Annotated in this window: 18 protein-coding genes; 11 read left to right on the forward strand and 7 right to left on the reverse strand. The window is 44.0% G+C overall.

The window, feature by feature from the left end; all coding sequences use genetic code 11:
- Positions 1-304 precede the first annotated feature (304 nt).
- Positions 305-865, forward strand: a complete 561-nt coding sequence (locus HMPREF9069_RS04260) for a GNAT family N-acetyltransferase (protein ID WP_021625932.1) — start codon at positions 305-307, stop codon at positions 863-865.
- Positions 866-888: 23 nt separating this feature from the next.
- Here HMPREF9069_RS04260 and metK read toward each other — a convergent pair whose 3' ends face one another.
- Positions 889-2,145 carry a methionine adenosyltransferase gene (metK, locus tag HMPREF9069_RS04265; RefSeq protein WP_021625933.1) on the reverse strand — a complete coding sequence of 419 codons (1,257 nt, stop codon included), beginning with the start codon at positions 2,143-2,145 and terminating at the stop codon, positions 889-891.
- A 56-nt stretch (positions 2,146-2,201) separates the two neighbouring features.
- The gene (locus HMPREF9069_RS04270) at positions 2,202-3,731 is read right to left on the reverse strand and encodes a radical SAM protein (protein WP_021625934.1); all 1,530 of its coding nucleotides are present in this window, start codon (positions 3,729-3,731) and stop codon (positions 2,202-2,204) included.
- A 158-nt stretch (positions 3,732-3,889) separates the two neighbouring features.
- Here HMPREF9069_RS04270 and HMPREF9069_RS08845 point away from each other — a divergent pair, with 158 nt between their 5' ends.
- Positions 3,890-4,474 carry a TetR/AcrR family transcriptional regulator gene (locus HMPREF9069_RS08845; RefSeq protein WP_021625935.1) on the forward strand — a complete coding sequence of 195 codons (585 nt, stop codon included), beginning with the start codon at positions 3,890-3,892 and terminating at the stop codon, positions 4,472-4,474.
- 21 nt (positions 4,475-4,495) lie between these two features.
- Here HMPREF9069_RS08845 and HMPREF9069_RS09755 read toward each other — a convergent pair whose 3' ends face one another.
- On the reverse strand, positions 4,496-4,678 hold the full coding sequence (locus tag HMPREF9069_RS09755; RefSeq protein WP_084170320.1) for a helix-turn-helix domain-containing protein: 183 nt from the start codon (positions 4,676-4,678) through the stop codon (positions 4,496-4,498).
- Positions 4,679-4,899: 221 nt separating this feature from the next.
- Between HMPREF9069_RS09755 and HMPREF9069_RS04285 the strand changes: the two genes are divergently transcribed.
- The 9 genes from HMPREF9069_RS04285 to HMPREF9069_RS04325 all read left to right on the forward strand — a co-directional run bounded on the left by HMPREF9069_RS04285 (position 4,900) and on the right by HMPREF9069_RS04325 (position 12,816).
- Complete coding sequence (locus HMPREF9069_RS04285; RefSeq protein WP_021625937.1) at positions 4,900-6,951, forward strand: BglG family transcription antiterminator; 2,052 nt, start codon at positions 4,900-4,902, stop codon at positions 6,949-6,951.
- 2 nt (positions 6,952-6,953) lie between these two features.
- A complete protein-coding gene (locus HMPREF9069_RS04290) occupies positions 6,954-7,391 on the forward strand; it encodes a PTS sugar transporter subunit IIA (RefSeq protein ID WP_021625938.1) in 438 nt (145 codons plus the stop codon).
- Positions 7,388-7,663: a PTS sugar transporter subunit IIB gene (locus HMPREF9069_RS04295; protein WP_035438466.1), complete on the forward strand. Its 276-nt coding sequence runs from the start codon at positions 7,388-7,390 to the stop codon at positions 7,661-7,663. The genes HMPREF9069_RS04290 and HMPREF9069_RS04295 overlap by 4 nt, the downstream gene beginning before the upstream one ends.
- A 12-nt stretch (positions 7,664-7,675) precedes the next feature.
- Positions 7,676-8,980 (forward strand): PTS ascorbate transporter subunit IIC, encoded by a 1,305-nt coding sequence (gene ulaA / locus HMPREF9069_RS04300; RefSeq protein ID WP_021625940.1) that lies wholly within the window; start codon positions 7,676-7,678, stop codon positions 8,978-8,980.
- Positions 8,981-9,020: 40 nt separating this feature from the next.
- Complete coding sequence (locus tag HMPREF9069_RS04305; RefSeq protein ID WP_021625941.1) at positions 9,021-10,013, forward strand: phosphotriesterase family protein; 993 nt, start codon at positions 9,021-9,023, stop codon at positions 10,011-10,013.
- Positions 10,014-10,022: 9 nt separating this feature from the next.
- Positions 10,023-10,760, forward strand: a complete 738-nt coding sequence (locus tag HMPREF9069_RS04310) for a creatininase family protein (RefSeq protein ID WP_021625942.1) — start codon at positions 10,023-10,025, stop codon at positions 10,758-10,760.
- Positions 10,761-10,765: 5 nt separating this feature from the next.
- Positions 10,766-11,500 (forward strand): SIS domain-containing protein, encoded by a 735-nt coding sequence (locus tag HMPREF9069_RS04315; protein WP_035438467.1) that lies wholly within the window; start codon positions 10,766-10,768, stop codon positions 11,498-11,500.
- Positions 11,501-11,617: 117 nt separating this feature from the next.
- Entirely contained in the window at positions 11,618-12,286 is a 669-nt protein-coding gene (gene eda, locus HMPREF9069_RS04320) for a bifunctional 4-hydroxy-2-oxoglutarate aldolase/2-dehydro-3-deoxy-phosphogluconate aldolase (protein ID WP_021625944.1), read from the forward strand.
- A gap of 131 nt (positions 12,287-12,417) precedes the next feature.
- Positions 12,418-12,816, forward strand: a complete 399-nt coding sequence (locus HMPREF9069_RS04325) for a hypothetical protein (RefSeq protein WP_035438469.1) — start codon at positions 12,418-12,420, stop codon at positions 12,814-12,816.
- A gap of 152 nt (positions 12,817-12,968) precedes the next feature.
- Here HMPREF9069_RS04325 and HMPREF9069_RS04330 read toward each other — a convergent pair whose 3' ends face one another.
- From HMPREF9069_RS04330 to HMPREF9069_RS04345, 4 genes are all read right to left on the reverse strand, one after another.
- On the reverse strand, positions 12,969-13,268 hold the full coding sequence (locus HMPREF9069_RS04330) for a PTS sugar transporter subunit IIB (RefSeq protein ID WP_021625946.1): 300 nt from the start codon (positions 13,266-13,268) through the stop codon (positions 12,969-12,971).
- A 92-nt stretch (positions 13,269-13,360) separates the two neighbouring features.
- Entirely contained in the window at positions 13,361-14,674 is a 1,314-nt protein-coding gene (locus HMPREF9069_RS04335) for a PTS sugar transporter subunit IIC (RefSeq protein WP_021625947.1), read from the reverse strand.
- Between the two features lie 2 nt (positions 14,675-14,676).
- Positions 14,677-16,077 (reverse strand): glycoside hydrolase family 1 protein, encoded by a 1,401-nt coding sequence (locus tag HMPREF9069_RS04340; RefSeq protein WP_021625948.1) that lies wholly within the window; start codon positions 16,075-16,077, stop codon positions 14,677-14,679.
- Entirely contained in the window at positions 16,074-16,430 is a 357-nt protein-coding gene (locus HMPREF9069_RS04345) for a PTS sugar transporter subunit IIA (RefSeq protein ID WP_021625949.1), read from the reverse strand. The genes HMPREF9069_RS04340 and HMPREF9069_RS04345 overlap by 4 nt, the downstream gene beginning before the upstream one ends.
- Positions 16,431-16,647: the final 217 nt, after the last annotated feature.

Here is a 16,647-nt window from a genome sequence, read left to right on the forward strand (position 1 = left end):
TGAAACGATGTGTGGCGTTTGGCAAGCAGGGCCGTGCTGCCTGAAAGAATGTGTGGCGTTTGGCAAGCAGGGCTGAGCCATTTGAAATGATATGTGGCGTTTGGTGTTGATCTGTGAGTAATTGAATTATAGGACGATGACAAATATGGATACTACGCTTCCATGTATTGATGCGGAGGAAATACATCTTATGTGTGATGCAAAAAACAGAGAATCTTGTGGGAACTTTTTTATACGCTAACTATAATGAACTGCTAATTTGGAGAAGAAAATAAATGTCAATTGATGAAGGTTGGTGTTTGTGATGCAGCATAAAGGAACACAAATAATTACAACCGACCGCTTGATACTGAGACCGTTCAGCTTAGAAGATGCTGAACCTATGTACAGGAATTGGGCATCTGATTCTGAGGTGACAAAGTTTTTGACGTGGCCTGCTCATAGTAGTGTAGAAGTGACAAGGGCAGTTATTGCCAACTGGGTAAGTCAATTGAACGATCCAGCAAATTATCAGTGGGCGATCGAGCTGAAAGATATCCATGAACCTATTGGTAGCATCAGCGTTGTCAGGATAAATGAAAAAACCGAATCATTTGATATTGGCTATTGCATAGGTAGGAAATGGTGGGGACAGGGTATTACTTCTGAAGCCCTTACCGCTGTAATAGGCTTTTTGTTCAACATAGTTCACGCTACCAGTGTCAGAGCCTGTCATGATTCGCATAATCCAAACTCGGAAAGAGTTATGAAAAAATGCGGAATGAGTTATGAGGGCACATGGCGAAAGGCGGGCGTGAACAACCAGGGAATCTGTGATGAGGTTTGGTATTCAATTCTTAGAACAGAGTATGAGAGCGAGCGTTGATGCGTGGCGCTACTTTTGTATGCCTAGGCGCTGGCGCTGGTCGTATGCAGCGCATCACGTAGGGCATTGATGCGGTCAGTGCGCTCCCAAGTAAAATCGGGGTCTTCTCGACCAAAATGTCCATAAGCGGCGGTCTTCTCATAAATGGGACGATGCAGCTTGAGATCTCGAATGATAGCTCCAGGGCGCAAATCAAATACTGCCTTGATTGCAGCAACAATCTGCTGATCAGGCACAGCTCCTGTGCCAAAGGTATTTACCGTAATCGAGACAGGTTCGGGTATGCCAATGGCATAGGCGAGTTCTACTTCGCATCTATGTGCTAGATGTGCTGCAACTACATTTTTTGCTACCCAGCGTGCTGCATACGCTGCAGAACGGTCTACTTTTGTGCAATCTTTGCCAGAAAATGCTCCACCGCCATGTCGTCCCATACCGCCATAGCTATCAACAATAACCTTACGGCCTGTGAGACCTGTATCGCCCGTGGGACCGCCTATTACAAAACGACCTGTTGGGTTGATATACGTTTTGAGATTGTTCCAGTTAAGACCAGATGTTTCTAGTACGGGAACAATAACGTATGTATAAATATCTTTACGAATTTGCTCGAGCGATACGCTCTTAGCATGTTGGGCTGATACCACTACCGCTGTTACCTCTTTGGGGATATCGTCCTCATAGCGTATGGTGACCTGCGTTTTTCCATCGGGTCTCAGATAGGGAAGAGTCCCGTCTTTCCGTACATGGGCAAGGCGTTCTGCCATGCGATTTGCAAGATGAGCAGACATAGGCATGAGAACGTCTGTCTCATCTGTGGCATAACCAAACATCATACCCTGATCTCCGGCACCAATGCGGGAAATTTCGTCTTCTTCCAAACGAGCAAAACTACCGTCTACTCCTTGTGCGATATCAGGGCTTTGCTCATGAATAATGTTCATGACACCGCAGGTATCGCAATCAAAACCATACTCTGCATGGTCGTATCCTATGCGACGAATTGTCTCGCGAGCTATCTGTTGAACATCTACATACGATGCTGTGCGAACTTCGCCAGCAATAATCACCGTGCCAGTAGTGAGAAGTGTTTCGACAGCACAACGTACGTTGGCAACACGAGCCTGAACACCAGTAGGGGAAATGTAGCCTTGGGACTCAAGCTTGGACTCCTTGGTGATGAGTGCATCAAGGACAGCATCAGAAATCTGATCTGCTATTTTGTCAGGATGTCCTTCGGTGACAGATTCAGATGTGAACAGATAGCTCGAGCGAGACATATAAGGATCCTTTCTGCGCTGAGATGCCTTGTAAATCTAGGCGCTAAGCGAAAAGCTTACTTCTCAGCGGTCATAAGCTGGTCATACTTCTCTGCACGCCATTCCGTGAGAGACTCGTAGCTGTCATCAGCAGTATCGAGATCTACCTCTTGCGGATCGGTCGCTGTACGGCCTGGGCGTCCCAAGCGTTCAAACTTGTCGACATCACTGTTGGCCATACCTTGATTGATTTTAATACGTTTCTCATGCATGTTGCTTTGCTCATCTGTCCACAGACGATGGGCAACAGGAGCCCATTGTTCTGCTGCAGGGGCGCACTTAGCGCAGAGTTCATCGGCGCTTTCCTGTGCGGTGTAATCGGTGGATTTTGCACCAACAGCTTTGACAAGCTGGGCAAGTGCACCAGCATTGTCAAGCATAGGACAAGGCCTAAGAAGGTCATCGTTAAAGGGCTGGGCATCACGATAACCAGCAAAAAGAGGCTTCTTGAGAGCATCGAGCAGCTTGGTATCGTGAATATTGGAGTCTGAATAGTGCGCAAATGCACAGGGCTCGATATCACCGGCCGCATTGATGTGAAGATAGCGACGACCGCCCGCAATGCAGCCACCAACGTATTCACCATCATTCCAGAAGTCCATCAAAAAAATTGGCTTCTTGGCGCGGACTTCGCGCACAAAGTGGTACATATCCTCGCGCTGCTTGGCGGTTGCCATAAGATCTACAGGTGCGGATTTACCAATAGGCATGTAGGTAAAAATCCACTCAAAGAGACATCCTTGCTCGGCAAGCCAGTCGACATATGCTTCGCTTCCTATTGTCTCGGCATTTTGGGACGTGTAGCAACATGAAGCACCAAACGGAAGCTTGTATTGGCGCAGAAGCTCAAGCGCGTTTGAAATCTTAGAGAAGGTGCCTTGTCCACGGCGAGCATCGGTTGTTTGCTCATTGCCCTCAATTGAGATTGCGGGTACAAAATTGGCAACTCGTACCATGTCTTGGCAGAACTGCTCATCAATGAGCGTGGCATTCGTAAAGGCAGAGAAGAGCGAATCTGGGTGTGCCTCGCAGAGTTTGATGATGTCATGCTTGCGAACGAGTGGCTCTCCGCCGGTAAAGAGGAAGAAGTGAGTGCCCAGCTCGTTTGCTTGGCAGACGATAGAGTCAAGATCTTCGTAGGATAAATTGAGTTGGTTTCCGTAATCTGCTGCCCAGCAACCTACGCAATGGAGATTGCAAGCGCTTGTCGGATCCATAAGGATTGCCCAGGGAATATTGCAATTTTCACTTACGCGCATTTCTTCTTGTTTTTGCCAAGCGAGCAGAGTTGCATCAACAACGGCAGTATGGACAAGACGATCGCGCATATCAGGATTGAGATTCATTACTTGCTTGATAATGCCGTGACCAGCAGTTCCCTCACTAAGCTGCGTACGAATGAAATCTCGCTGAGAACCCATGACACTTCTAGGCAAAATCTTATCGATAGCATCGAGAAGTTTTGTTGCATTGTGCTCAGGATCTTCAAGAAGATAGTCGACAGCTTTATTTAACGCTGCTCGTTTGACCTGATCTGTTGCCTTCATAGGTACCCCTCTCACTTATTACCCACTGTGGTATAACGGATATTTGTAGGGTATAATTGTCGCAGCAGGAGAGCAATTGCCAATTGATTCATATATGTTGATAAAGTCACACTTTTTTGCAATTTGAGTAAGAAGACAAGAGTAAGAAGGTCGATAGGATGTCTCCGTACGAGCAAGCGCTCAATCACAGTGATCGTAGGTATAGGAAAACCGACCGTGCTATACGGGACGCTTTCTATAAGCTGGCAAGTGAGATGGAAGTGGACAAGATTCGTGTTACTGCCATAGCAAAGGAAGCAGATATTGATAGGAAAACATTCTATGTGCATTATGAATCTGTTGAAGCATTGATAGATCAGATTGCACGAGAGAGTGCTTCACGAATTGTTTCGATACTGCGTAGCTCAGATGTTTTTAATAAAAAGACAACGCTCATACAAGAGCTGAGCGCGCAGATTGGTCTTGATGACAATGTGCTCACGGGAATTGCTCAGCATATTTCTATACAACGTGTGATTGAGCTTATAGAAAAGCCGCTGATTGATGCCATGCTCGAAGACGATACCTATGGGTTTGGCAAAGAAAAACCATTTGAGATTTGTCTTGTGACATTTGTTGTATCTGGACTTTTGGGCATGTATAAAGCTTGGATTGGACAGGATTCCGAAGTTCCCCTTGACGAGCTTGTCCGCGCGGAGAATTTTGCTGTTCAGTCCTTGATAACTGCGTTTGAGAGGGAGTAGGTAGGCTCCGCTCTGCTCAACTCATATGAAGGAAATACGCAACTTCTTTCCAAGACCTGCAGCGAGTCGCTCTAGTGTTTTTAACGTTGGGCTTGTGGTGTCGCATTCAAGGCGGGAGATGTTGGATTGTTTGAGTCCGCATGCAGCGGCTAGCTCCTTCTGCGTCATGCCCTTATCGCTTCGTGCGCTTGCGATGAGTCGCATAACCTCGTATTCTGCCTCGGTTTTTTTATAGCCTCAGCGAAAGATGGGTTCTCCTGTGATCGCTTTGCGACGTATCTTTCCAGATCATCCATTTGAGTTTCTCCTAGCATAGAGTTGCGCCTTAACCCTTTTCTTTCATAAAAGTCGAAGCAAATAGTCTTTTGTATGATTCATTCATCTGTATAGCATTATTTACAAGATACTATATAGGAGGTGGATGAATGTTTAGTCGTCTCAGAACACTATACGAGGCCCTTCTTGTTCATACGCAACCTATTTCTATTGAGGATTTGGCTTCTAGCCAAATGGTTAGCAAGAGGACAATTTACTCTGATATTAATCGGCTTAATTATTTATTAAGGCAGCATAGTAATGCTCAAGTTGTTGTAAAAAAAGCTTGTATAAGCCTTCAAGGTTCTTGCCCTGTCAGCTTTGATGCATTGATACAGGATACAGATATCCGTTTTCAATATAGCGACTCTAGAAGAACTCTTTTGGCTCAATGGATGCTATGTCAGCCTGGGTTTTTTAGTATTGCCACACTAATGAATGAATTTGCCCAGTCGCGCAATACAATAAAGGGAGACTTGTCTTTCTTGCGGGAAGATTTCCTTTCTAATGGATTTACTCTTGAATCGGAGCCTTTTAAAGGTAATTGTGTCGTTGGTGATGAGCGGAAAATTCGAGAGTACCTTGCGAAGAAGCTTACTGAAAATCAATGCTATTCGGTACAAGCTGACGTGTTGAAAGATCTAGACTCTCTGAGAAATTACGTCCTTCTTTTAGAAGATACTGCAAACATAGAATATACAGATGACGCTGTTGATCGGTTAGTTTTTTTGATGCTAGCTTCTGTATTGCGCTTTACATCAGGTCATACGGTTACGTCGCTTGGGGATAATGACTTTTGTAAATACAATGTTTCCTCGATAAATCAAGCAATTCGGGGAAGTAGTTTATTACTTTCAAGAATTTTTCAAACTAACGAATTACCTAATGAAGAAATTCAATATCTGAGTGAGCTTTTTTCAGAAGCGCGTGTCCTGCATATAGATGAAATCGACAGAGACGATAGCTGGCTATTATGTAACATTTATACTCGAGATTTCATTTTTGCAGTTGCAAAAAATTATCCAAATTATCAACTTGAGATAGATGATGATCTCTTTGTAGGCTTGCTTAATCACATTAGGCTGACATATATATTGTCTCTTAAGAAGAAATATACTCCCAATCCGTTAAGAGATTCTATTCAGGACGAGTATGGAGAGATATATTCGCATGTATTGAACGCGATGCCTGTTTTAGAGAATGGCTTAAATACCAAGTTTGGTATGGATGAGGCTTCGTTTTTAACACTTTTTTTTGCAGCTGCGCTTGAACGTAGGCGTCAGCAAGTTCCTAATGTCTATAGAGTGATAATAGTTTGCTCTTCTGGAATATCGACCTCATTATTAGTAAAAGCTAAAATCGAGACTCTTTTTAATCTTAAAATAATCGGGATATTTTCGAGTGCTGGGGCGATGTCTCGAATTAATGAAGGTGATATCGATTTAGTGATATCTACCGTTCCATTTACAAGCTCGCTTTGTAGGGTTGTCGTAGTTTCTCCTCTGCTAACTAATGACGACATTGCAAACATTTCTGCATTGCTATCCGAACATTCAGGCGGTGTCAAAATTGATAAGTCAGTGAATCATGTTGCAAAAAAGAAGTACTTCGAAGATACGGTAAGTGAGCAATTACATAAAGACTCTTCTATTTATTATGGGTTCGATTCTATTAATAACGGTTCCTCTATTACTAATAATCAACATCTTGAATTTATTATCGACAGAAAAGCTGTAGAGATAGATTTTTGTGCGCATAATTGGCAAGATGCAGTTAAAGAGTCGGGAAGACTGCTCGTTAAAATAGGCAAAGCCACCCAATCGTATACTTCCGCTATGGTTTCGAATATTGAAGCTAATGGTCCGTATGTGGTGATCGCACCTGGAATAGCAATGCCTCATGCTGATCCAAAAAAAGGAGCTCTTGGAAGTGCGATAAGTATTCTAAAGCTCTCAAAACCTGTTTCGTTTGGGCATTTGCATAATGACCCAGTATGGTTGGTAATTGGAATCGTTTCAAAGGATCATCATTCTCATATAGGCGCTTTGAAAGCCCTTTATTCAGTTTTAAAGAATGAAGGAAAACGTAAAAAGATTTTCAGCGCTTCGACCTCAGAAGAACTCATTCACTTAATTAATGATGCGAATATTTTGGAGTGCTAAAAATGAATTTTCTTACAGCAGATTTACTTCATTTTCATTTTTTTGCAGAAAGTCCACAAGCGGCAATTAAGGAATCCGGCAGGTTGCTGGTAAATGCGGGGATGGCAGAACCTAGTTATGTTAGCGCCATGCTTGCTTCGTTCCGTGATAATGGGCCATATTTTGTTATAGCTCCTGGAATTGCGATTGCTCATGCGAGACCTGAGGACGGATCCCTGGGTTCTGCCGTCTCACTTGTTACGTTAAAAAAACCAGTTGTGTTTGGGTGTGTCGCAAATGATCCAGTTAGCGTGGTATTTGGTTTGAGTTCATATTCTGGCGAAGAACATATTCAGGCATTGAAGAAGATTGTCGTTTTTGTCAATTCAACAAGTGTGGAGGACATTCTCAAAATTGAGAATGTAAAGGAATTAGCAATTTTGAAAGGGGAATTGTCTTGAAAATTCTAGCAGTATGTGGACTCGGTCAAGGCACAAGTTTAATTCTGCGTATGACCATTGAGTCTGTTTTGAAAGAGTTAGGTGTTGAAGCAGAGGTAGAACATATGGATGTGTCCTCTGCTAAAGGTATGCATCCAGATTTTATTGTTACAAGCAAAGAGTTAGCTGACACGATGGAAGAAAGTGGGGGCGCGCCTGCTCCCGTCGTAATAGTAAATAACTATTTTGATGAAAAAGAAGTTTTTGCTGCAGTGAAGTCAATGCTCGGATAAGGGGAGGATCTTATGGGCGTGTTTAGTTGGATAGCAAATAATATCTTTGGTACTCCCGCTATTATGCTTGGAGCAATAGTTTGTGTAGGACTTTTGCTACAAGGAAAGAATGTAAGTCAAGTTATTATTGGGACGAGTAAAGCGATTATTGGATTCCTTATTATTAATGCTGGCTCAAGTGTAATCACTGGTGCTCTAGGTATTTTTAGTCCAATTTATCAGCAAGTATTTGGAATTGGTTCCACAGCCATTAGTAATTTTATGGGTCAGGACACATTTACCAATCAGTTTGGTAGCGCAGTTGCTATTGCTATGACATTCGGTTTTGTTATAAATATTTTGCTTGCACGTTTTACTCCATTTAAGTATGTATATCTGACGGGTCACATGATGTACTGGGTAACTGTAATTTTCGCTGGTATTGCGGTGCAGGCAACTGGTGGACACGTTGACTTTTGGCCTCTTACAATTTTCCTTTCTTTAATTGTTGGTCTTTATTGGACTTTTCAGCCAGCAATTATTCAACCTCTCGTTCAAAAAGTAACTGGTATGGAAGCGGTTGCGTTGGGGCACACCTCATGCAGTGCTGGTATTCTTGGATATTTTGGTGGAAAGCTTTTCGGTGCAAAAAAGAAAGATGCAGAAGATTTGCAAATTCCCAAGCAATTGGCGTTCCTTCGTGATTCTAATGTCATTACCGCATTGACTATGGGTGTCCTTTTTCTTATTGGTGCAATATTAGTTTTAAATAAGCATACTTCTGAAGCTGATGCTTTAGTTGCAAGCTCAGGAACGCAGAATTTTATTGTATATGTTCTTATCCAATCATTTACCTTTGCAGCGGGTATCGCGGTTGTATTGACTGGTGTCCGTATGTTTATTGGTGAAGTTGTCCCTGCGTTTAAAGGGATTGCCCAGAAAGTTGTTCCTGGTGCAAAGCCAGCGCTCGATGCTCCTTTCCTCTACACTTTTGCTCCCAATTCGGTTGTTTTTGGTTTTCTTGGAGCATTTGTAGGAGCACTTATTTGGATGGCTATATTGGGTAGTTCAGTTAGCTATGTGTTTGTGCCTCCTATGATTGCCCTTTTCTTCCATGGTGCAGTCGCGGGTATTTTTGGAAACAAAACAGGTGGTATATGGGGGGCTTTACTTGGCGGTTTTCTCTGTGCCACTCTCCTTGCTTGGGGCCAATACGTAATGGTGACCTTCTTCATTGGAACAACAATTCCTGATACCGCACTTTGGGCAGCTGATTGTGACATGTTTATTCTGGGTCCGATAGTTGGTTTACTGTCTAAACTTTTACTCCTTTTTTAAATATCTGGATTCCAGGCTCTTCTGTTATTGAGGTGATCACATGTCATTTGTTCGTACATTATTCGAGGATATAGCTCCTGAGCAAATGGGATTTACATATTCTCATGAGCACATCGTATGTATTCCTGCTCACTGGCAAGAGCGTTCTGCTTATGACCTTTTACTAGATTGCCCTGAAAAATCTTGTGAAGATGTTCAAGATTTTGTCAATTTAGGTGGTAAGACTATTGTTGATGCGACAGCTATCGACTACGGCAGATGTATTGAAGATGTTGCTGAAATTAGTCGCAAAACTGGTGTTCAAATTATTGGAACGGGCGGTTTCAATAAAGGATTTCTTTGGGATGCACAGCTTTCTCCTCGTTTAAGAAATATCCTCGGTAGCTACGAGACATATGCAGAATGGATTGAAGATAGAAGCATTAATGAACTTGCTGACTATGTCATTCATGAAGTGGAAGAGGGAATTGAAGATTCTTCTTATAGGGCTGGACAAGTAAAATTTGGTACTGGATATAACAGCATCTCTCCATTGGAAGAAAAAACGATACGTGCTGTTGCTCGCGCACATTTAGAAACAAAAGCTCCTATTCATGCGCATACAGAAAATGGAACAATGGCTTTGGAACAGATAGAGATCCTTAGGAGTGAAGGTATTTCTCCTGAGTTCGTAAGCTTTGGGCATATGGATAGGAATCTTGATCCTTATTACCATAAACAAATTGCGATGACTGGTGCTTTTGTGTCTTTTGATGGTATTAATAAGATTAAATATGGTCCTGAAAGTGCGCGAATTGCTGAAATTCTTTATTTAGTTAAAGAAGGCTTTGAAGACCAAATCCTGATAAGCGGAGATACTGCACGTCGATCCTATTACAAACACTATGATTTTGGGCCTGGTTTAAGTTATATCAAAGAAAAATGGGTCCCTCGTTTTATTGATGAAGCTTACTTCGCCGGCTTTGATGGCAATGCGCTGATTCAAAAATTCTTTGTTTCAAATCCTATGCGTTGCTTTGCTTTTAAGGATTAGTGAGAAATAATGAACTATGCGAGTCTGACAACACAAACAATTGGCCTTGAATTACATGCAGATACCCCCATTATTTTCCCTTTTGGGGCGATTGAAGCTCATGGACCACATTTACCTCTCGATACGGATATTAGGCTGGCAAATGCTTATAGCCAATTACTTGCAGAAAGAATAGGTGGTCTTGTTCTTCCTACCATGCCATTTGGTCAAGTATTTAGTCTTCGGGACTTTCCTGGAAGCATTTCCGTTTCGAACGATACCCTTTCACGACTAATTGTTAGCGTAGGAGAATCACTATTTAATAATGGCTCGCGTTTGCTAATTTTATTTAGCTCTCATCTTGGGAATATGACAGCACTAAAAGATGGGGCACGTGCCTTGTATGATCTTCATAAAGATATGAGGGTTGTGCACATGTTTTATCCAGACTTGCAAATACTTGCAAATGAAGTGCGTCAAGGTCCTTCAGCGCATCATACATATATTCATGCATGCGAAATAGAGACATCATTAATGTTGTATCTTGATCCAGATGCTGTCGATATGACACTTGCAATTAATGATGAGCCTGTTTTACCAATTGATGCAGACTATACGCCGACACCGTGGAGTACTTTCTCTCAAACAGCAGTATTGGGTGATGCAAAGTTTGCTACTAAAGAAAAAGGTGAATGGTTGGTAAACCATACCTTAGAGAAAGCAGTTCAAATTATTCAATTCGAACAGGTTATTATAAATGGGAAGTGAAGATAATGCTTCACGAACAATATTTCGACAAAGTTATCAGCATTTTAAATCAAATTTGTGATTCTAATGGTGCGTCATTCTCTAGCGCTGCGTCGGCAATAGCGCAGTCAATACGTTGCGGAGGACTTGTCTATATATTTGGCTGTGGACATTCTCATATTCTTGCAGAGGAGGCGTTTTTTAGAGCTGGTGGGTTGGCTAATATTTCGCCGATTTTGGTAGAATCGCTTATGCTTCATGAAGGTGCCGTACGATCTTCTCATCTAGAAAAGCGTATTGGCTATGCAAATTCCTTTATTAACGACGTTAATATTACCTCACAGGATACTTTAATTGTAGTTTCCACCTCTGGTAGAAATCCTGTCCCCATAGATGTTGCCCTTAGAGGAAAAAAAGTTGGATCAACTGTAATAGGCATCACCTCTTCAAAGTATTTTTCTATTAAATCTAGGCATCCTTCTGGCAAATTGTTAAATCAAGTTGTAGATGTTTTCATAGATAATTTTATAGAAAGAGGAGATACCACTTTAGAAATTGAAGCACAAAATTTGCGATTTGCACCAGCTTCTACTATTGCAGGGTGTTTCATTTTAAATTCAGTATTTGCGGATGCCATTGAGCTTTTAGCAGGACAAGATATTGAGGTTCCCATATTTTTAAGTGGTAACATAGATAATACCGAGGCAAATAATATGAGACTCATTGAACGTTACTCTAAGCAAATTCCATTACTGAGTTGAGTATGGGTTTATAAGGTTTAAGTCCATACCGTCATGGTTGTTTTGAGGTATGGACTTTTTCACTGTGATCTAATTATTTATTTAAATATATAAATTTAATTACTAAAAGAGGATAAAATGTTTGAAATTTTTTATGAAAAACTTCAAACTCTTGGAGTGATACCAACAGTCATTCTCAATGATATTAATGATACGCTACCGTTAGCCGACGCATTGATTCATGCAGGAATGCCGTCTGCGGAAATTACTTTTAGGACATCTATTGCGGCGGATGTTATCAGTAATATGATAAAAAATTTTCCTAATATGGAGGTGGGAGCTGGAACAATTTTGAATATTGGCCAAGCTAAACAAGCTATTGATGCTGGAGCCAAATATATAGTAAGTCCTGGTTACAACTCGGGGATCATTGCGTATTGTACCAGTCACAACATACCCATTATACCAGGTGCACTTACTGCTAGTGAGATTATGAATGCTGAAGATATGGGTATTTTCGTTACCAAATTCTTCCCAGCAAAGCAGTTTGGAGGGTTATCAACAATCCAGTCTCTTCGTGGACCTTTTTCATTGCATCGATTTTTGCCAACAGGAGGAATTAATTTAAATAATTTAGCCGAGTATCTTTCAGATGAAGCTGTGATTGCTTGTGGCGGTACATGGATGGTTAAACCTAGCGCTTTTTGTGACGGCGATTTTTCAGAAGTATATGAATTAGCTTCAAAAACAATGAAGGTTGTCCGCAGCACAATAAATGTTCCACAGGGGCAATCCCAGCCTATTTAGCGGAAAGGAAACGATCTTTACTACCGGAGAGAAAAGTTTTGGTTTGAGACATATCTTGCGAGAGTATAACTTGGTGTTATGTTTAAACTAAATATGGATTGTCGCTTATTCGTTTTAACCCAGAGGCTGCAGTGAGCTCTGCTTCGGTAAAAGAAGTTAAGGATGCGGGTTATGCAAGTGACCAGCATGTCGATGAGCTGACCATCGTAGGTTTTTCTAGTTCGGATGACGGTTATGACGTGAGTACTGCGCGCTTCAAAATCCAAAACAACACGGATGCACTAGTGACATTTAAGTCTATTGATGTATATGAGCTGGATGCTGATGGGAATATCGTCACGTATGATCAGTCTTGGAATGCAGAAAATGACCCTGAGATAGCGCCTGGGCAGAGCTGTACGGTTAAAGTCCCGTACACCACAAGCGACAAAATTACCTCGTTTGAAAGCAAGAAATACAGCTTTAAGGATGCTGAGGGCAAGCTGGTGACGGGCGTCTTCTCAAAGACCTTTACGGCAAAAGTGGAGTAGGAAAAGGGCTTCAGATGCGCTCTGAAGCCCCTGCTTTTTACGAATTACCAATCCAGTCCCGCGCGTTTTGCGCGCAGGACAAGAAAATTTTGCGCAGGACAAGAAAATCACCCGCTATTGAACTGTGAGTGGAAGCTCTTTGGAGATAGACTTTAGTCCAGAAGTGCTAGAGCCTCATCAAGAACCTTGGTGGCTTTCATTTGACCGAAGTCTTGAGGCTTGATAACCATGACAGCAGCCTTATTACCATAGGAATTCTGGATGTCCTTAAGGGCAAAACGAATTTGAGGGCCTAGGAGGATGATGTCTGCCCCCTCAGCGTTGTCATCGAGTGTGGACATGGGGACAGCATTAACGGTAGCATTCAGACCGCGCTTTTCTGCCTCCTCTTCGAGCTTGATTCTCATGATGCCTGTGCTCATACCAGCGTTGCAGACAAGCAGGATTTTCATGGTATATCTCCTTGGTGCGCAAATCTTTTTGCGCAAACGTAAAAAGCTGGGGGATGATTCAGCTTACCTGACCATCCCCCTTATTTATACCCTTACTCAGCAAGCGAAGGGTCGGCTTCTTCCTCAAGTTTCTTCTTCTCATAAGCCTTAAAGAAGGGGAAATAGAGCAGACCGTCAAGGGCGATCAGGGCAATCATAAAGAAGAGAGCCTTGATGTCCATGGTGGCAAGGAAGGCGCCGATGGGTGCAGGAAGATTCCAACCTGGATAAGCAACGCAATGTGAAATCAAACCGAAAGTCATGGCTAAGTATGTTACCAAGGCATTGATAGGCATCACGCAGACAAAGGGGATGAGCATTGTGGGATTGTACATCAGGGGTAGACCAAAGATGATTGGTTCGTTGATGTTAAAGAAGGCAGGGATGATGGCAAGCTCTCCCACAGTTTTAATCTGCTTGGATTTAGAGAAGAAGCAAAGAATGGCAAGAGCGAGAGTGGCGCCAGAGCCGCCGATTGTTAGGAAAATCCACCAGAAGGACTCATCCACGATAAAAGGTAGAGCGTACTGCGAGGTACCAGAGGCGAAGGCAGCCATGTTGGCTCCAAGGTTGGCATAGAGGATGACATCCAGTGGGCTGGTGATGACAGAGTCATGAATGCCAAACCACCATAGGAGTGCAACAACGAAAGCTAAGACGATGATGCCTACAGGACTAGAGGCTAGAGCTACCAGAGGACTCATAACCAGAGTCATGAGGGCAGGTAGTGGGGAGCCAGTGAGAGCACGCAGCGCATAGGAGATTATGGAGTTGATTACTAGAACAATGCCCACAGGAATCAGACCAGCAAAAGAGTCGGATAGCGCGGGGGGAACGCCAGCTCCAGCCAACTCAATGTGACCAACTTTGCGCTGCTCAAGGTTGCGATAGAACTCAACAGTGAAGAAAGAGGAGATAATGGCGGCAAATAGACCCGTGGAGCCGAAGTAGGTGGTATCGATGGTCCAGTCTCCTGGATTGGCGGAGTAAATCAAGAAGGACGCACCTGAGAGGGCAGCAGGCAAAAGGGTTTCATAGCCGTAGGACTTGCCCAGGTAGTAGCCGATTCCAATCGAAACCCAAAGGGCTAGGCAGCCGACGGTTAGGTTATGTACGCCACTTCCCAGGAAGGGATCAAGTGCGCCAGCTACAGCAGTCCAGCCCTCCATGAAGGTGCGCATTAGACCAGGATCCATGGTGGTGGGATCAGTGGTGGGCGAGACGATGATGAGCGCGAAGCATCCAATTGTAATGAAGGGAATTAGGGTGAGAAACGCGTTTTGAATTGCCTGGATATAGCGGTTGCGGCTCATCTTGTTGGCAACCGGGGCGAGGTGTGTCTCAACCCATTCAGTGAACTTCTCCATGCTTACCTTCCTTCCTTTTGGTTCCAAGCTGCGATTGTGTCCTTGTACCAGTAGTAGCTATCCTTTGGGATACGGCGGCAGTTATCGTTGTAATCTACGTAGACCAAGCCATAGCGCTTTGCGTAGCCATTAATCCAACTGTAGAGATCCATGGTGGACCATACGAAGTAGCCGCGAACGTCGCAGCCTTCCTCCCGTGCTTTGAGCGTCCAGTTTACGAAGCCCTTAAGGAAATCAACGCGATAAGTGTCGTGTACCTGTCCATCAACCAGCTGGTCACGATAACCCACGCCATTCTCAGTGATCATGAACACAAGGTTTGGATAGCGATCATTGAGTTGATGCAGCAGGGTGTAGATTGATTTGGGATAGAGCTCCATTCCCCAAGCATTTTTCTGAGTAGTAGGATCCTCATCGACTGAGAACCAGCCTGCAATATTGGTTTCGTTGCTAGAATCAGCGGTGCCAGTGTTGTTGGTTGAAAGCGAGGTCTGACTGGTAGTGCAAGGTTTGACCAGCATGCGGTCATAGGCATTGATACCTAGCATATCTACCTTGCCAGCAGCTAAAATTTCTTGATCGCCGGGGAGCAGGTAGTCCAAGATCTGACCTTCGGAGCGCAACTTGTCAATAAGCTCTGTCGGTAGCTGACCCAGCACTGCGACATCATTGACACTGCGGTTGTAGAAGAGGTCGGCTAGGCGTTTTGCTTCTTGGTAGTCGGGAGTATCGCTGTGTGCTTCAATAGCATAGGAGTCACTTACCAGTCCGATCATGCCTTGGTAAGCTCCTTCGCGGAAGGCTGTAACTGCCTTGGCGCTAGCAAGAAGCATGTGGTACATTGCTCGCCACCGACGAGAGAGATCCTTGATGTTGGGCGGGTAGTTACCGATGCCGTAGCAGCAGAGAGTGTCATAGTTGGGCTCGTTGACGGTAAACCAAGTGCGCACGCGGTCGCCAAAGGCGTTGAAACAGGCCTTGGCATAGGCACAAAATGCGTCCGAGGTTCGGCGATTCTCCCAGCCACCTGCGACAAAGAGGGACTCAGGTAGGTCGTAGTGATAAAGAGTCACCACAGGCTCGATACCGCGGGCAAGACAGGCATCAATTACGGCGTTGTAGTGTGCGATGCCCTCTGGATTTACTACTCCAGTACCATTCGGGATAATCCTAGTCCAAGCAATTGAGAACCGGTAGGCATTCTGGCCACCTGCAGCCATCAGATTCAGATCTTCCTCAAAACGGTGATAGTGATCGGAAGCGGTATCGCCAGTTGCTGGATTGATGCTGTTCTTCTCACTGTGGCAGAAGACGTCCCAATTGGACTGTCCCTTACCGTCTTCGTTCCAAGCACCCTCACATTGGTAGGCGGCGGTGGCACTACCCCAGAGGAAGGCACTCATGATGTCACCTCCTCGCTTACAACCTGCTTTTCTGCAGTTTGGATCTTCTCGCGGTAGAGCACGATAAATTCCTTTGCCACACACTCGAAGAGAATCGCAGACATCAGATGATCCTGACTGTGGGCGACGATAATTCCTACGGGTACATCTTTGCCCTGAGCCTCTTCGGTGAGCATCCTGGTTTGGGCATTGTGTGCCTTGTTGAGCGCCTTCTTGCCCTCCTCGACTAGTCGATCTGCCTCATCGAAGCTGCCTTCGCGGGCGCTGTTTACAGCTTGGTAAAAGTTGCTGAAGGCATCACCCGCATTAGCGATGATCTCCAACGAGATTGCTTGCGCTTCATCCTGGGTCATGGCACCTCCCTCGTCGGTATGCCGCTAACAGCGGCTGGTGGTATGCATGGCCGTGAATATAAGTTGTGTATCTCAGAGTTTCCACTCGCGACTTGCGGGGTATCCCGCAGATGCTGATGACCGTATGGCAGCTCTGTGGACGACATAGCGTGTAAATTGCGCGACTATATGTTTGTCCACAGATAGTTTTTGTACTGCTTGGCCTGTGAGAAACGGG

This window comes from Atopobium sp. oral taxon 810 str. F0209 (assembly GCF_000466405.1).
Classification (GTDB): Bacteria; Actinomycetota; Coriobacteriia; order Coriobacteriales; family Atopobiaceae; genus Olegusella.

What these genes read in the sequence shown, in the direction of transcription:
- HMPREF9069_RS04260 (WP_021625932.1), top strand. Translation starts at nt 305, where the DNA reads ATGCAGCATAAAGGAACACAAATAATTACAACCGACCGCTTGATACTG.
- HMPREF9069_RS04335 (WP_021625947.1), bottom strand. Translation starts at nt 14,674, where the DNA reads ATGGAGAAGTTCACTGAATGGGTTGAGACACACCTCGCCCCGGTTGCC.
- HMPREF9069_RS04340 (WP_021625948.1), bottom strand. Translation starts at nt 16,077, where the DNA reads ATGAGTGCCTTCCTCTGGGGTAGTGCCACCGCCGCCTACCAATGTGAG.
- metK (WP_021625933.1), bottom strand. Translation starts at nt 2,145, where the DNA reads ATGTCTCGCTCGAGCTATCTGTTCACATCTGAATCTGTCACCGAAGGA.
- HMPREF9069_RS04315 (WP_035438467.1), top strand. Translation starts at nt 10,766, where the DNA reads ATGCTTCACGAACAATATTTCGACAAAGTTATCAGCATTTTAAATCAA.
- HMPREF9069_RS04305 (WP_021625941.1), top strand. Translation starts at nt 9,021, where the DNA reads ATGTCATTTGTTCGTACATTATTCGAGGATATAGCTCCTGAGCAAATG.
- ulaA (WP_021625940.1), top strand. Translation starts at nt 7,676, where the DNA reads ATGGGCGTGTTTAGTTGGATAGCAAATAATATCTTTGGTACTCCCGCT.
- HMPREF9069_RS09755 (WP_084170320.1), bottom strand. Translation starts at nt 4,678, where the DNA reads ATGCGACTCATCGCAAGCGCACGAAGCGATAAGGGCATGACGCAGAAG.
- HMPREF9069_RS04345 (WP_021625949.1), bottom strand. Translation starts at nt 16,430, where the DNA reads ATGACCCAGGATGAAGCGCAAGCAATCTCGTTGGAGATCATCGCTAAT.
- HMPREF9069_RS04310 (WP_021625942.1), top strand. Translation starts at nt 10,023, where the DNA reads ATGAACTATGCGAGTCTGACAACACAAACAATTGGCCTTGAATTACAT.
- HMPREF9069_RS04290 (WP_021625938.1), top strand. Translation starts at nt 6,954, where the DNA reads ATGAATTTTCTTACAGCAGATTTACTTCATTTTCATTTTTTTGCAGAA.
- HMPREF9069_RS04270 (WP_021625934.1), bottom strand. Translation starts at nt 3,731, where the DNA reads ATGAAGGCAACAGATCAGGTCAAACGAGCAGCGTTAAATAAAGCTGTC.
- HMPREF9069_RS04330 (WP_021625946.1), bottom strand. Translation starts at nt 13,268, where the DNA reads ATGAAAATCCTGCTTGTCTGCAACGCTGGTATGAGCACAGGCATCATG.
- HMPREF9069_RS08845 (WP_021625935.1), top strand. Translation starts at nt 3,890, where the DNA reads ATGTCTCCGTACGAGCAAGCGCTCAATCACAGTGATCGTAGGTATAGG.
- HMPREF9069_RS04285 (WP_021625937.1), top strand. Translation starts at nt 4,900, where the DNA reads ATGTTTAGTCGTCTCAGAACACTATACGAGGCCCTTCTTGTTCATACG.
- eda (WP_021625944.1), top strand. Translation starts at nt 11,618, where the DNA reads ATGTTTGAAATTTTTTATGAAAAACTTCAAACTCTTGGAGTGATACCA.